Annotated in this window: 15 protein-coding genes; 13 read left to right on the plus strand and 2 right to left on the minus strand. The window is 49.2% G+C overall.

Translation table 11 applies throughout. The features are described from left to right. Positions 1 to 237: 237 nt before the first annotated feature. The 11 genes from BM123_RS07565 to BM123_RS07615 all read left to right on the plus strand — a co-directional run bounded on the left by BM123_RS07565 (position 238) and on the right by BM123_RS07615 (position 10518). Entirely contained in the window at positions 238 to 1374 is a 1137-nt protein-coding gene (locus BM123_RS07565) for a glycosyltransferase family 4 protein (RefSeq protein ID WP_090166910.1), read from the plus strand. Beyond that, positions 1371 to 1949 carry an acyltransferase gene (locus BM123_RS07570; RefSeq protein WP_090166912.1) on the plus strand — a complete coding sequence of 193 codons (579 nt, stop codon included), beginning with the start codon at positions 1371 to 1373 and terminating at the stop codon, positions 1947 to 1949. The genes BM123_RS07565 and BM123_RS07570 overlap by 4 nt, the downstream gene beginning before the upstream one ends. A gap of 24 nt (positions 1950 to 1973) precedes the next feature. Beyond that, entirely contained in the window at positions 1974 to 2876 is a 903-nt protein-coding gene (locus BM123_RS07575; protein ID WP_090167009.1) for a Gfo/Idh/MocA family oxidoreductase, read from the plus strand. Positions 2877 to 3086: 210 nt separating this feature from the next. Beyond that, entirely contained in the window at positions 3087 to 4184 is a 1098-nt protein-coding gene (gene wecB / locus BM123_RS07580; protein WP_175489289.1) for a non-hydrolyzing UDP-N-acetylglucosamine 2-epimerase, read from the plus strand. Between the two features lie 91 nt (positions 4185 to 4275). Next, positions 4276 to 4962, plus strand: coding sequence for an FkbM family methyltransferase (locus tag BM123_RS07585; protein WP_090166916.1), 687 nt, complete (start codon positions 4276 to 4278; stop codon positions 4960 to 4962). Between the two features lie 21 nt (positions 4963 to 4983). Continuing rightward, entirely contained in the window at positions 4984 to 5364 is a 381-nt protein-coding gene (locus tag BM123_RS07590; protein ID WP_139211805.1) for a hypothetical protein, read from the plus strand. Further along, entirely contained in the window at positions 5361 to 6281 is a 921-nt protein-coding gene (locus BM123_RS07595) for a glycosyltransferase (RefSeq protein ID WP_090166920.1), read from the plus strand. Before BM123_RS07590 ends, BM123_RS07595 begins: the two co-directional genes overlap by 4 nt. Positions 6282 to 6314: 33 nt before the next feature. Then, positions 6315 to 7640, plus strand: coding sequence for a flippase (locus tag BM123_RS07600; protein ID WP_090166922.1), 1326 nt, complete (start codon positions 6315 to 6317; stop codon positions 7638 to 7640). A gap of 110 nt (positions 7641 to 7750) precedes the next feature. Further along, positions 7751 to 8452, plus strand: a complete 702-nt coding sequence (locus BM123_RS07605) for an FkbM family methyltransferase (RefSeq protein ID WP_090166924.1) — start codon at positions 7751 to 7753, stop codon at positions 8450 to 8452. 6 nt (positions 8453 to 8458) lie between these two features. Further along, positions 8459 to 9661, plus strand: coding sequence for a glycosyltransferase (locus tag BM123_RS07610; protein ID WP_090166926.1), 1203 nt, complete (start codon positions 8459 to 8461; stop codon positions 9659 to 9661). An 8-nt stretch (positions 9662 to 9669) separates the two neighbouring features. Beyond that, positions 9670 to 10518, plus strand: coding sequence for a glycosyltransferase family 2 protein (locus tag BM123_RS07615; protein ID WP_175489282.1), 849 nt, complete (start codon positions 9670 to 9672; stop codon positions 10516 to 10518). 35 nt (positions 10519 to 10553) lie between these two features. Here the strand turns inward: BM123_RS07615 and BM123_RS07620 are convergent, their stop codons facing one another. Beyond that, positions 10554 to 11327, minus strand: coding sequence for a class I SAM-dependent methyltransferase (locus BM123_RS07620; RefSeq protein WP_175489283.1), 774 nt, complete (start codon positions 11325 to 11327; stop codon positions 10554 to 10556). Between the two features lie 242 nt (positions 11328 to 11569). Here BM123_RS07620 and BM123_RS07625 point away from each other — a divergent pair, with 242 nt between their 5' ends. Together BM123_RS07625 and BM123_RS07630 are read left to right on the plus strand one after the other, a co-directional pair. Beyond that, complete coding sequence (locus BM123_RS07625; protein WP_090166933.1) at positions 11570 to 13201, plus strand: aspartate:alanine exchanger family transporter; 1632 nt, start codon at positions 11570 to 11572, stop codon at positions 13199 to 13201. Between the two features lie 87 nt (positions 13202 to 13288). Further along, complete coding sequence (locus tag BM123_RS07630; RefSeq protein ID WP_090166935.1) at positions 13289 to 14335, plus strand: T9SS type A sorting domain-containing protein; 1047 nt, start codon at positions 13289 to 13291, stop codon at positions 14333 to 14335. A 494-nt stretch (positions 14336 to 14829) separates the two neighbouring features. Here BM123_RS07630 and BM123_RS07635 read toward each other — a convergent pair whose 3' ends face one another. Further along, positions 14830 to 15411, minus strand: a complete 582-nt coding sequence (locus BM123_RS07635) for an RNA polymerase sigma factor (protein ID WP_090166937.1) — start codon at positions 15409 to 15411, stop codon at positions 14830 to 14832. Positions 15412 to 15628: the final 217 nt, after the last annotated feature.

Here is a 15628-nt window from a genome sequence, read left to right on the forward strand (position 1 = left end):
TCAAAACAGAGCTTTTGCAAATATGCCAAAAGCCGTTGAGCGAGTATACTTTGCCATTCAACCTTACCTTGCACCTGCGGAACCCGCTAAGCCTGCCAAAGTGCTCACGCAAGCTTGTCAATATTATGAAAAAGTCATAGGCACAGATGCAGGTGCAAAGTTTTTTATCAGGGAAGCAGCGTGGGGACAAAGACGGCCTTTGCAAGGCCGGCATAAAAAAGCTCTTCGAAGATTACAATGCTTAATCATCCAGCGGATACTATGACGGTCGCGATTGTTGCCAATACGGTCTGGAATCTGTCCAATTTCCGCATGCCACTCATTAAGGCATTTGTGCTTAATGGTTACCGGGTGGTTTTGCTGGCTCCTAATGGTGACGGCATAGAAAAACTGGAAGCAGAAGGCGCTCAGTTTATTCCCTTAAAGAGCCTCAGGCGGAAAAGCATCAATCCAATTACTGATCTACGGCTACTTGCTGAACTCCGGCGGCTTTACCGGCGGGAAAAAATCGATGCTGCCCTCCATTATACCATTAAACCCGTCATTTATGGTTCTTTGGCGGCTCGCTTGCTTGGCGTAAAGAGTATCGCTACGATCACGGGCCTGGGGTATACCTTTTTGGGAGGAAAGCTCAATACATTACTTACCAGCATGTTTTATCGTCTGGCTTTACGGAAGACCGAGGTAGTGTTTTTCCAGAACCCTGACGATAGGAAATTATTCATCGACTGGAAAATAGTATCTCCTTCGGTTTGCGAACTGTCACCTGGTTCCGGCATTGATCTGGGCTATTACGCCTACGTGAGTTATTCATGTGCCAGTCCTGGACGGTTTTTGTTCGTTGGTCGATTGCTGTCGGATAAAGGAATCAGAGAATTCGTTGAGGCCGCCAGACGAGCACGTGTGGTGCGGCCTGAGCTCAGTTTTCAGGCGATTGGAGGACTTGATGAGGGCAACCCCGCTTCAGTGTCTTCCGCAGAACTATCGACCTGGAAGAAGGAAGGAGTGGTTGAATTTCTCGGAAACCTTCCGGATGTCCGGCCAGCTTTGGCCGAAGCTTCTTTTGTCGTTTTACCCTCGTATCGGGAAGGTTGCCCCCGGGTATTGTTGGAAGCAGCGGCCACCGGCCGTCCGCTAATTGCATTCGATGTACCGGGCAGCAGAGAAATTGTACTGGATAAAAAAACGGGGTGGCTGGTGCCGGCACGGGATGAAATCGCATTGGGGGATACGTTCCTGCAAGCTGTGGCGGAACCATTCTCTGAAAGACAACTTATGGGAGAGCGCGGCCGGGCATTAATGGAGAGTAAATTCAGCGATACTTTCGTAGCGAAGCTTTATCTTGATAAACTAAGATCATTTTCGCAAGCATGAATGACAACTACTTTGCCCACCCCACTGCCGTCATCGATGAAGGATGTACCATTGGAGACGGAACGAAAATCTGGCATTTCAGCCACCTGATGACGGGCTGTGAGTTAGGAGAGAACTGTAACCTGGGCCAAAACGTAGTGGTCTCTCCGGGGGTTACTCTCGGCAGGAATGTCAAAGTGCAAAACAACGTTTCTCTTTACACTGGCGTCATATGTGCAGACGACGTGTTTCTGGGCCCTTCCTGTGTTTTTACCAACGTCATTAACCCAAGAAGTGCCATCAACCGTCGGGATCAGTATCAGACCACCCGGGTCGGACGCGGAGCCTCCATTGGCGCTAATGCCACGATTATTTGCGGTAACGATATCGGAGACTTTGCCATGATTGGCGCTGGAGCTGTGGTAACTAGGAGTGTGCCCGACTACGCTTTACTCGTCGGAAACCCGGCTACCCAACTGGGTTGGGTAAGCGAGTATGGACATCGGTTGCGTTTTGATGAAAACGGGAAGGCCGTTTGCCCGGAAAGTAAGCAGGAATATCTCCTGAAAAATGAGGCCGTAAAGAGGGTACAATAGCGGATGAATACAGTAGTTGATAAGGTGAGAAATTTTGCGCTGATTGGTGCTGCCGGATACGTAGCTCCCCGCCACATGAAGGCGATTAAGGACACCGGGAACAATCTGGTGGCTGCTTTTGATCCGTCAGACTCGGTGGGGATCATTGATAGCTATTTCCCCGAGGCAGACTTTTTTACGGAGTTTGAACGATTCGACCGCCACCTGGAAAAGCTGAAGCGTAAAGGCGTTCACATCGATTACATAAGCATCTGCTCCCCTAACTACCTGCACGATGCCCACATCCGTTTCGGTTTGAGACTGGGGGCGAGTGTAATCTGTGAAAAGCCGATCGTACTCAACCCCTGGAACCTGGACGCGCTGGTGGAAATGGAAGCCGAATACCCCGGCAACGTTTATAACATTCTTCAACTGCGCCTGCATGAGAGTGTGATTGCCCTGAAGGATCAGATTGAGAACGGGCCAGCAGACGAAGTTTACAATGTTAACCTTCAATATTATACTTCCCGCGGGAAATGGTATCATCATAGTTGGAAAGGAGATCTTGCTAAGTCTGGTGGCATTGCCACCAACATTGGCATCCACTTTTTTGATATGCTCGTGTGGATTTTCGGAGACCTGAAATCAATGGAGGTCTACGAGCATACCCAGCATCAGGCCCGTGGGCTGTTGGAACTGGAAAGGGCAAGGGTTAACTGGACCCTGAGTGTAGATTACAGCAATATCCCCGAAAAGATTCGTGCGGCGGGCGGGCGGACCTACCGATCCATAAAAATCGGGGAGACCGAGTTTGAGTTCAGCGGCGGCTTTGATGAGCTGCACACCAGAAGTTATCAGGACGTAATTGACGGAGGAGGATTTCGCATTGAAGAAGCCCGTAAGGCTATTGAACTGGTCCATGCGGTTCGGAATGGAGCGATGGGCTAGTACAGTGTAAACTAAGTATTCGCTGGCTCCTGCTTGGTCTTTTGCCCGCTGGCGTCATGAAAAAATAGGTCCGTCCCGCAATACTGCGGGATGCACCGGTTTTTTCATCTAGCCAGCAAACAAAATCCCGGAGCAAAAACCTATCTCAACTTAATTTACACTGTACTGGAGTGAGTACATTTGCTCCCTAATTGGTAAAAAGAAGGTATGATTAAGATTCTCTCCGTCGTAGGTGCCCGCCCCAACTTCATGAAGGTTGCTCCTCTTCACCGTGCATTTGTGGCCTCAGGTAAGATCGAGAGCAGAATACTCCATACCGGGCAGCACTATGACGCCAGGATGAGTGATATCTTCTTCAACCAGCTGGGGCTGCCGGAGCCGCACCACTACCTTGGCGTTGGGGGCGGAAGCCATACTTATCAGACGGCGAATGTGATGCTGAAGTTTGAGGAGGTATTGCGAGAAGAAAAGCCCGACCTGGTACTTGTTGTCGGGGACGTAAACGCTACGGTGGCTACCACCATGGTAGCGGTTAAAGAGGGGATCCCCGTCGCACACGTTGAAGCAGGCCTGCGTAGTGGCGACCGCGGGATGCCGGAAGAGGTTAACCGGGTAATTACGGATGGTATCTGTCAGTATCACTTCATTACGGAGCATTCCGGCCTGGTGAACCTGGCCCGGGAGAACACCCTGAGTAAGGGGATTCACTTCGTCGGTAATGTTATGATCGACTCGCTGGTCCACTTCCGGGAAAAGGCGGCTGAAGGGACGGCCCTGAAAGAACTCGGTCTTGCCCCGAAGAGCTATCTGCTAACCACTATGCACCGCCCTCATAACGTTGATAACGCGGAGGGATTAAAGGACATCGCTACGATCCTGAGGCGTAGTGCGGAGCGGCTTCCAGTGGTCTTCCCCATGCACCCGCGTACGCGCAATAATCTGACCAAACACGGCCTTCTGGATCAGGTGCTTGCCATTCCTAACCTCCATGTATTGGAGCCTCAGGGCTACCTGCAGTTCCTGCAGTTTATGGACAATGCCCGCCTGATCGTAACGGACTCCGGAGGAATTCAGGAAGAAACAACTTTCCTGCAGGTTCCCTGCCTGACGTTTCGGGATACCACCGAAAGGCCGATCACCGTTGAATTTGGGACGAATATTCTGATGGCGGACCTTAATCCGGAGACCGTCATGCAGGAGGTGGATAACATACTCGATGGCCGGGCTAAAACGGGGGTAGTGCCCCCGCTTTGGGATGGGAAAGCGGCGGAGCGTATTGCGGAGATTTTGATTGGGGAATTAGGGTAAAACTCCGTACCCGCCCATGGGAGAGCCTGTTTTCTCAAAATGAGAGTAGGTGTCATTCATGTATTTCTAACTCACTTAGCCATTTTAGCGTATGCTTGAATTCCTTCGTTCTTTCCGTAGAAAACTCAAAGCCCGCAGCCTTGGCTACGAGCCGCTGGCGAATTATGAGGCAGAGTGGTACGGTAATGCTAATGCCGGCTTTTTTGTTTGCCCGGAGTTGGTCCCCGAAAACGCTATTGTTTATTCCATTGGGACGGGTATGGACATTAGCTTCGACCGGTCAATGTTGGCAAAGCACAATTGTAAGGTGTTTGCTTTTGATCCTACGCCTAAATCTATCAATTGGGTCAGTCAGCAGGAAATACCGGAGGGCTTCACTTTTACCCCTTTAGGCATCGGGGACAAGAACGAAACGACGACATTCTTTCTGCCCGAAAACGACGCCTATGTTTCCGGTAGCGTTGTCGGAAATACCCAGGTTGATCAATCGAAGCGTATTGAGGTAGAGCTAAGAACTCTTCATCATTTAGCAGCGGCTAACGGACACCAGCATATTGATGTGTTGAAGATGGACATAGAGGGGTCTGAGTATCAGGTAATTCCTGAAATATTGGGATCAGGGGTTACCGTTGGGCAATTACTACTGGAGTTTCATCACCGGATGGTGGAAGGTGGAGAGGCTAAAACCAGAAAGACAATGGATTTACTACGAAAGCAAGGTTATCTTCCCTTTGCCTACTCTGACAGACTGGAAGAAGTCTCGTTTTATAAGCAGTAGCAATTTACACCTCCAATGGCGATGAAACGTATAATACGGGATCGTGAGCACTTAAGCAAAATGCCGGGAAATGCATGCGTGAGCAAAGAGAAATACACGATTTCTACGGTAGCCGAGCAGTACGGAACGGTGACCGTTATGAGGAAGAGCATTGGGCTGAAGACCGATGCCCGGGGCTGCGAGCGAAAGGTTCTGCCTGGTGCGGAGCCAGCGCTGTCTCAATTTAAGGTAATCCAAATGAAAACAAGCCTGCAGCCACTCTGTGGTCAGGGAGTGCAACTAATGGAGTCCTTAGTCAGCTTTCTGACTAGAGGGTACGAGCTCGTAGGGCTGGAATCCGGCTTTTGTAATAAGTCTGCCGGAGATCAGCTTCAGGCAGATGCTATTTTAGTGCGAAAATGAGACCGGTGATTGATGAAAGCCTCGCCCCGGTGGTGTTATTTGTATATAACCGACCAATATCGACCGGGCTTACTCTCCGCGCATTGGCGGCTAATGACCTGGCGAAATCAAGTCGGCTTTTTATATTTTCTGATGGCCCTAAGAAAGACGCTTCGCCCAAGGTATTGGAGGACATCAGTACTGTACGTTCCCTGATCCGCAGCGAGAAGTGGTGTGGGGAGGTCAACCTCATTGAAAGGGAAGAAAACAATGGCCTGGCCGCAAGCATCATCGCTGGAGTCAATGAAATCATTGACCGTTATGGCCGGGTGATCGTGCTGGAAGATGATTTGGTTACCGCCCCCGGCTTTCTCACCTTCATGAATGAAGGCTTGCGTAAGTATGAAAAGGAGCGCAAAATTTTTGGGCTTACCGGTTTTAAAGCCCCCAGCAAACGCCCCAAAGGCTACAATACTTTCTTTTTGCCGGTGATGAGCTCCTGGAGTTGGGCTACCTGGAAAGACCGATGGGAAACGGTTAGTTTTGACGGACCCGCTCTCTTGCAGGAAGTACTGCTGCGGGGGCCTGCTTCCCAACTCGACCTTAATGGCTATCCATTCGGGGAAATGTTAGAAAATCAGGTAGCGGGTAAGATAAACTCCTGGGCGATTCGTTTTTACACTTCCATGTATTTGCAGGAACGGTGGTTTATGTATCCCAGTTGGTCTTTAGTGCGAAACATTGGCTTTGACGGCGATGCCACGCACACCAGTTACAAGCACTTTTTGGAGCGGGTAAAGATTGAGACAGACAGTCTGGAAGTGGATGACCGGCCATTGGAGATCGACGTACGGGTCTTTCGAAGCTTTCGATTGGGCTATGGTTACCTTCGCGGGAAGGTTAATGGCTTGCTGCGGCTCTTTGGGCTTTATGGCTAATTTTTAACCTCTACTTTTAGCCGTTATATCCTTATGAACTTAAAAGAGAAGCTTCAGAAATGGCAACACTTGTTCGGCATGGCGGAAAATGCTGGCTGGCTGAGTATCGAAAAGGCCCTGCGGCTCGGCACAGGGTTCTTTATCGGTATTTATTTAGCAAGGTATTTTGGCCCCGAAAGATTTTCTCCTTTTGAGTATGCATTGGCAATTGTAGTAATCTTCCGGGCCTTAGCGGGTATGGGCCTAAGAGGGGTTTTTGTGAGAAATTTTACCAGTTATCCGGATAAGCGGTTGGTGCTATTAGGTAGCTCTGCCTTAATGATAACTGTTGCAGGAGCTTTTGCCTATTTGTTTGCCTTATTGGCCGTTTATTTTTTGGACGGCAGTGATTCGCAAGGACTATTACTTGTAGCGATTCTGGCGGGCCAGCTACTGCTCTACCCGACAGAAGTAATAAATTATTTTTTCGAGGCAAGAGTGCTAAGTAAGCACACCGTGATCGCCCGTATCATCGCTTACCTGATCGGTGCCGTCATCAAGTTACTCATTGTTTGGTACGGAGGGACCGTCGTGCACCTGGCCCTTGCCTATTTAGTGGAATTTTTGATTGTGGCACTACTCTACCTGCGTGCTGGCGCCAGGCATGGCATCAATTACCAAAAGTGGGAGGCGAGTAAGGAAGTAGTGACGGACCTGTTCCAGGACGGAAAGTTTTTGATTCTCGCTGCGGTAATGGTTTCCATCTATATGCAGATCGATAAAATTATGCTGGTAAACCTGGTTGGTGATCTGGAGAATGGTCAATACAGTTTTGCCGTTCGCCTTGCGGAAGCATTCTACTTTATTCCGGTAGTAGTTCAACAAAGTGCTTTCCCGAACCTGGTAACTGCAGATCGACGTGATCAAGAAGAGTTTAAACTGAAAATTGTGAAGCTGGTATGGTTGCTTACCACTACTAGTGTCTGTATCGGTATTGTACTTACTCTTATTAGTCCGTGGCTTATAGAATTTCTTGCTCCGGGTAAATTTCCGAAATCTGGGGTTATGCTGAGTGTGGTTATTTGGGCATTACCCTTTGTTGGCCTGGGCGTAGTGCAAAGTTCTTATCTGATAGCCAAAGGACTACTTCGCTACAGCCTTTATCTCACGACCATTGGAGTAGTCGTAAATCTTTGTCTGAATTACTACCTGATCCCGGCTTATGGAGGAATTGGTGCTGCGTGGGCAACGGTAATCTCCTACGCAACAGCTGCATGGTTAGCTGCGGCTTTGTTTCCCCAAACCCGCCCATTACTTAAGTTAACCATGCAGGCCATCTTTACTCCATGGCGATTTATGGGAATAAAACATAAATCATAAATCAGGTTGTAAATACGGCCTTAGATATGGCTGGTCAGGGTTTTAAAAGAGATCGTCATTAGACAGAGCTTCACGATAAGGTCGTACCTTTGCCCGCAAATCTAAATCAGATGGCTCGAGGCTACCGATATTTGCTAAGACTAATACTTACAGGAGATTGGCGTTACCTGAAAGAGTCTTACGGGCAGGAAGGTGAAGACCTTATTCTGGAGCGCTATTTTGGCAAAGATTACAGAGGCTATTACGTTGATGTGGGCGCTCATCATCCCAAGCGGTTTTCTAACACCTACCTGCTTTTCAACAGAGGCTGGACAGGTATTAACATTGATGCTAACCCAGATAGCATTCAGGGCTTTTTGAAAGAGCGACCAAAAGACACTAACCTGGCGCTCGGCATCGCTGAAACGAAGGGTGTTCTAGACTTTTATCGTTTCAAAGAAGGTGCTTTAAATACCTTTGACGCAGAGATAGCAGCCGACATTCGAGAAAGTGGAGAGCAGCAGTTGTCTGTTGAGAAGATTGTCACTTCACCACTGTCCGGTATACTCAATCAGTATCTGCCTGCGGGCCAACAAATCGACTACCTCAACATTGATGTTGAGGGCCTTGACTTTCAAGCTTTGCGATCACTTAATCTCGCTCAATACCGCCCTCACATCATCTCGATTGAAGACCGGGGTAACCGTTCCGTTGAAGCTAGTCTGGAGAGAGAAATTCCAATCTACCTGAAGAGGAATGGTTACGCACTTTTGGCTAAAACATACCAGACCTACTTTTTTGTAGACTCAAGTAAGAGAGATAATATGACCTAGCCGCCAATGATCAAATCCCTCATCATCAGCACCGGTTACGGAGGCGGCGCCGGCCGCGCCTGCCTTCGCCTGCATAAAGGCTTGCAGGAACATCCGAACGTCACTTCCAAAGTTCTGATCGGACAGTTCCTGCCCAAAGAGGCCATGGACGATGTTTACCCTGTAAACAATACGAAACTGGAACTCCTGCTCCGGCGGCGCTACACCAAGCTCATTGCTGCCAGTACGCTGCGCGGCCGACCCAATACGGAGCAAACCTTCCTCAATCCACGTACCGGTTATGCTATCCACCGCCACCCGCTGGTGAAAGAGGCAGACATTATTAACTTGCATTGGACCACTCGTTTCCTTGATCACCGCTCGTTCTTTGCCAATGTCGACAAACCAATTGTTTGGACTCTTCACGACATGAACCCCTTCAGCGGTGGCTACCCCTACGATAAAGATTTTCCGATTGATGCCTATCAGGATCTCATCAAGGCTAACCTGGAATATCAGATTCAAGCAATGAAGGACGTCAAGAACTTAACCGTAGTGACCCTCTGTAAGTGGATGTACGACTTGAGTAAAGCCAGTTCGCTGTTTGGCCGCTTTCGCCATGAACTAATCCCGAACAGCCTTGATGTAGATACCTTTCAGCCAGTGGATTCCGCGGCCACACGGCAACGACTGGGCTTGCCCGTTGATAAAAAAATCCTCCTCTTCGTCGCCAGCTACCTGAGCCATAAGCGCAAAGGTTTTCAGCACCTCGTTGCGGCCCTGGAGATTTTGCGTGACCGCATGCCAGTCAATGATATCTGCCTGGCCGTAGTCGGAAGTGGCAACCTGAGTGCTTTACCCGAAGGCTATGAGATTATTGAACTTGGCCACATTACGGAGGAGCGTGGAATGGCAGAGATTTATGGCGCAGCGGATATGTTTATCATTCCTTCTGAGCAGGATAATTTACCCAATACCGTTGTTGAAAGCCTCTCAACGGGAACTCCCGTAACGGGCTTTGCAGTAGGCGGTATTCCTGATATGGTAAATGCCCCCGAGCTCGGCCTCCTGGCCCCGCGCATTGACGCGGGTGAACTGGCTACTGCGATTGAAAAAATGCTGCATACGGATTTTGATCGGGAGCATATTCGGGCAAGTGCCATCCGCAGGTATTCCCCCAAGGTACAGGCAAACGCCTACCACGATCTCTTCGCCGATATGCTAAAGTAATGGCCGCCATGTCCGCCCCCCTTATCTCCATCATCACGGTTGTTTATAACCGTTGTGCTACACTGCCAATAACGCTTGATTCTGTGGAAGGGCAGACCTATAAGCAAGTAGAGTACATTATCATCGACGGAGGAAGTACAGATGGCACCCTTGAATTGTTAGAACAGCGGAAGTCTGAATTCTCCGTTTTAATCAGCGAGCCCGATGAAGGGCTTTATGATGCTATGAATAAAGGACTGGACCGCGCGACGGGAGATTTCTGCCTCTTCCTGAATGCAGGCGACGCTTTTTATAATAATACGTCCCTTACCGAGCTGGTCTCTCCCATCAAAGACTATGACACCTACTATTTTGGCACCGCTGTAATGACGGATGGTAAACACATTTACCGGCTTAATCCTCGAAAACCCGTACAAGGGAATTATCAGATCGGGCAAGGTTTACCTAATCACCAGGCAAGTCTTTTCCCCCGGTCTTTTTACGCCTCGAACAGATATGACACGGATTTTAAAATCGCTGCTGATGATGATTTCAAAATCAGAGCAATCCGGTTTTGCCCTGTTGTGCACATAAACGTTTGGGTGGTGATTTTTGAACTGGGTGGGCTCTCACGAGACCTTTCCCGGTTCTCAAGAGTAAGCGCACGGTATGCCGATACGCAACGTCTGATTTCGAAACATTTTCTCCAGGACCGCGGCCGTAAATGGGCGGCGGTAAAATTTCTTTTGAAGTCAGGAGGAATTTACGCGCTACAACTTATCACCGGTTATCATTGGCGGTATGAATACTATTTCAATAAATTTGAAAAAATACCTGAAGGGGAAGCGGCGAAATTTAAAAGCACTTTCGATCGCTAAATCATCAAAGGGGAAAATAAACGGTCAGAGGAAAATTAAAAAATAGTAAGCTCTCCTGATTTTTCAGTGAAGCAAGTGTAAGACGAACTATAAAATTCGTTTGCCTTTTCTCTTCCAAACACCAGCCTGGCAAGCCGCGCCTTATTACTTAGTAGTTGAGCAAGGATCCTGCGTTTGAGGCTCTTCTTTAGTTTCATATTTTCATACCAGTTAAATTCTAAAATTTCCTGAGGGGTGTTAGCATGGAGTTCTTCCGAAATGCGGAAGCCCTCGCTCATCAGTAAGAATTTAAAAATGGCAGGGGTGAAAATATTAATATGCCCGTAAGCAAGAAAGTGTTCCGTTTTTTGCGGTAAACCTTTGCCATAATCAAGCGGCACTTCGAAGACCTGGGCCTTGCTGATTCGCTTAATTTCCCGCAGTACAAGCCGGGGATGTTCTACGTGTTCAATGACGTGAGAGCAATAAACTAAGTCAAACTCATTGTCCGCATATTCCGTAGTGTAGCCGTCGAATTTTTTTACTTCGACCAGAGATTTGATGTCCCTCTCCGCAATTTGAGCAATTCCACTATCCGAAATCTCAACAGCATACAATTTTTCGAAAGCAGCATGATCATCAAGTTGCTTCAGGATGCTGCCTTCTCCCGCACCAAAGTCAAGGACTTTAGCGAATTTTTTCCCTTTGGTAACGGCTATAATATTACGGGACTTGTATCTGGCCCCTAGCTCACGCCACTGCGTCATACGATCATCGTATTGACTGTTGTAGGCTTCCTGAACGTTCTTCGTTACGGCTACTTTGTTCATAAATGTAGAGACTGAGATAGATGGTTTTATTATCGACCTGGTAAGCAGATAGCGCAAGGTACGGAGCATTAAGCGATGTCATAGCTGAAGGTAGCGCAGACAATGAACAAGGCTGCTGCGCGGTAAGCTTGCTATTGCCCCGGGGCAATGAACAAGTTACTTCTCATTGCTTTTAAGAAGACGTACTTTTGTACCTGCGCTCGCGCCCACAAAATCGTCGGCGTAAGTAATTCCCCAGGCTTGTGCTCGACTCCTTCATCCAATCTCCTTTGCTACTTCTTTTCACCGTCATTGCCATCGGCTATGGCATTGGAGAGGTGAGAGTCCGTGGCTTCAAACTGGGCGTAGCCGCGGTGCTTTTCGTTGGTCTGGGCTTTGGTGCGCTTGATCCGGACTTAAGCGTTCCCCAGTTCATCATTTTTCTCGGACTGGCGATTTTCGTTTATACGGTAGGGCTGAGCTCCGCTCCGGCCTTTTTCGCCAGTTTCCGCAGGCATGGTTTCAAGGACGTATACTTCGCCTTGTTCACCGTGCTGCTGTCAGCCGCCATGGCTTTCGGTATCGGGAAATGGTTAGGCTTTGATGCGTCCCTGACCGGCGGCTTGTACGCCGGAGCTTCAACCAATACGCCCGCACTCGCCGGTTTGCTGGACGCCATTCAGAAGGGCGCGGACGCAGGTGCAGTGGAAGCTTTTAGCAAAGAAGCAGTGGTGGGCTATTCTCTCGCTTACCCAATGGGCGTGCTCGGCGTAATGCTGGCCCTGTTCCTGCTGCAAAGAGCTTTGAAGATCGACTATTCCGTTGAAGCCAGGAGCCTGGCCAAAGACTATCCCCTGGGCGAAGAACTGACCAGCCGCACCTTCAGAGTGGAACACCCTGATATCATCGGCCAGAGTCTCCGCGAATTCCGCCGCCGACACGAGCTCAAAGTAGCCTTCGGCCGCATCCAGCACGATGGGCGAACGACCCTCTCCAGCTGGGAAACGATCCCCGAACGCGATGACCTGCTCGTCCTCGTCGGCACCGAAGAGGCCATCTCCGAAACGGCCAAGAGTATTGGCCCGGCAGCAGACGGACAACTCTCCCATGATCGCTCCGTCTTCGATGTACGGCGGCTTTTCATTTCCAACGACGACATCGCCGGCAAAACGATCGCCAGCCTCAACCTCCAGGAACGCTTCAACGTCCTCGTCACCCGCGTGCAACGCGGGGATATGGACCTCCTTGCTACTGGAGACACCACCCTGGAACTGGGAGACCGGGTGCTGCTCGTCGCGCACCGCGACGAGGTCCCCGAAATCATCAAAGTCTTCGGCAACAGCTACGAAGCACTCTCCAAGGTCAACCTTCTTTCTTTCGGCCTGGGGATCACCCTCGGCCTCTTGCTGGGCATGATCAACATCACCCTGCCGGGTGGGTACAGCTTCAGCCTCGGCTTCGCTGGTGGCCCGCTTATCATTGCGCTCGTCCTCGGACAACTCCGCCGCACCGGCCCCATCGTCTGGACGCTGCCCTATGGTGCTAACCTGACCCTGCGGCAAGTTGGCCTCATTTTTCTGCTGGCCGGCATCGGTATCCGCTCCGGCCAAACCTTTTACCAGACACTACAGACTGAGCTGGGCTACCAGGTCTTTCTGGCCGGAGGCGTCATCGCTATTCTCTCTACCATCGCCACGCTTTTGATCGGTTATCGGGTGTTGCGTATCCCCTTTAGCTTCCTCGGTGGAATGGTGGGCAGCCAGCCCGCCGTGCTCGATTTCGCCATCGAGCAGGCTGGCAACAAATACCCCACCATTGGCTATACCCGTATGCTCCCCGTCGTATTGATCGGGAAGATTTTGGCGGTGCAGATATTGTATAATTTGATGGGGTGAGGTGTTCAAGTAGCCTATAGCCTTCGGCGCCCTGTTTCAAAGGTGTCTGTTCTTATCATTATATTTGTCTAGCCCTAATTAACATCGATGAAATATTTTTACCTGGTAATTTGCCTGACCATTATTGGCTCCTCCCTGTATGCACAACGTAATCGACTTGCAGGCGTTTCAGGTGATAAGTTATATCTGATTAATCCTGAAACAGCCGAAACCGAAGAAATAGTCGAGATTAATGAAATCGGAGACAAAAGAATTCGCGACCTCATTTATGTAAGAGAAGATTCTTTGTTTTATGGAATCATTGATTCCAGAGATGAGCCTGGCCTAGTAAGCATTGATTGGGACGGGAATTTTGTTATGCTGGGTAAATTGGGGCTTCCTGAAGGGGCCGTTTATACCTGTGAAGGACTTGCCTACCATTCGGGGACGAATACCCTATGGGCTTCCGTCTCGCTTGACGGAGACGACTTTTTTTCAGAAAGTATCGTCACGGTTTCTCTTACGGACGCGTCCTGCGAATATATTGGAGAATTAAAAATGACAGGAAGAAGAGCAGATGCGGATAATCTGGAGTTTTTGGGCGACCGCTTATTTATTGACGATGGAATGCCAGCACCATTTAACAGGACAACCCTATATACTTTAGAGCTTTCAGTCCTGATGGATAATAATGGTGATCTAACGCCAATAATTGATTCAGAATCCGATTATCAAAGTTCTCAGGATCTGGCCGCGTTTTCGGTAGACAAAATGTACTACACTACTGCAGGCTCAGAGCTGGGTGAATGGCAATTACCCAGTGGCGATACCCGCAATCAGCCGTTTCCCTCTCTCGAGTCAAGTGATGTGATGACTGGCCTGGCTGTGGTGCCGGGTGAAAAAGGAACGACCTCCGTTCGTGCGTTTTCTGAAGTAGAGGTAGTGTTGTTCCCTAACCCCGCCTCTACCCATATAAATGTTCTGCCCAAGGCGAATTATTCCTGCCAGCTATTTGATCTGCAGGGGAGAATGGTGAGGGAATCAAGCGGTGATAGTGTTAATGTAATTGGCGGAGCCTCGGGAATTTACTATCTCAGAATTGACGGAGGCAGGCTGAGGAAAGTTGTGGTGCAGTCGAAAACTGTTTACCCATAAGGTTGCCTTGGACCGATTAAGTTAAGTACGGGACAATTTTCATCCCGCATATGCCGGAATAATAACACGGCAGCAAAGAATTTTTTTCAGGCTGAAAAGCCTGAACGTTGAATTCGCTTGCAGGGAGTGTCTAAAAATCAGAAAAATGGCTCATCCCGGAGTTTGGGCAGCCTTTTCTGTGTTTTCTCGGATGGAACCTGGTTCGGTCGGTATAAAAAAGCGATCAGCGGACAGCATTCAGAGCCGTTTTGCCTGAATGCTGTCCGCTGATCGCTAAAAATCCTATTATTTGCCAGAAAACACTGTCATCTAATCCGAAAATTAGGGATGACTCATGTTTTCATTTGGCACCATGGCCTTCGGGAGTTCGCCTTTGTTGATTAAGGTAAAAACCTCCACGGTGTCAATTCTCTGGTCCGTTGGGTGCAACCAATAAATCAGAGAAGGTGCTAAGGCTACTGCGCGCTGCCCGCGCACGGTAAGCCATTGTTTTTTTACTGGAGTACAATCTGCTTTTCCTCCACCATCTTACGCATATTGATCAGTGCGTAGCGCATCCGACCAAGGGCCGTGTTGATGGAAACACGCGTAAGCTTGGCGATTTCCTTAAAGCTCATATCAGCGTAGTGACGCAGAATAACGACCTCGCGCTGCTCGGGGGGCAGAGAGTCAACAAGCTTGCGCACTTTGTCGTGCGTCTGGCTGCGGATCATGTCTGCCTCAGCATTACGCTCGGGGCTCTGCAGTACGTCGAAGATGTTGAAGGTCTCCGTTTGCCCAACCTTGGGGCGGCGCTTGTTACGGCGGAAAGAGTCAACACACATATTATAGCTGATGCGCATCGCCCACTGAAGAAACTTGCCTTCGTGGTTGTACTTGCCGCGGCGAAGTGTGTCTATGATTTTAATGAATACCTCTTGAAAGATGTCCTCAGCCTGGCTGTGGTCTTTGGTGAAAAGGTAGATGCTGGTATAGATCTTCTGTTGGTGGCGTCCGAGAAGCTCCTCGAAAGCGCGATCTTGTCCAGAAAGGTATTGGGTGATCAGTTCCTGATCGTTCAGCGACTTGACGTCCATGACTAACGTGTTAAACTATGTAGGGATTATTCCCGAAGGATACCGGTCAAATCCGGTAGAAATAGTGTAGACGTTAGAATCTATAGAGTCGCTTTAATTTGAAGTAATGGCCCAATGAATTGGACCGGACGTGGATCAAAGATAAGTTCGATCTTTCCACATACACAAATTAAAAGTGTCTTGAAGGAGGCTTTAACGCAGTCTTAACGGAGATGTT

Source organism: Neolewinella agarilytica (assembly GCF_900110645.1).
In the GTDB taxonomy this organism is placed as follows: Bacteria; Bacteroidota; Bacteroidia; order Chitinophagales; family Saprospiraceae; genus Neolewinella; species Neolewinella agarilytica.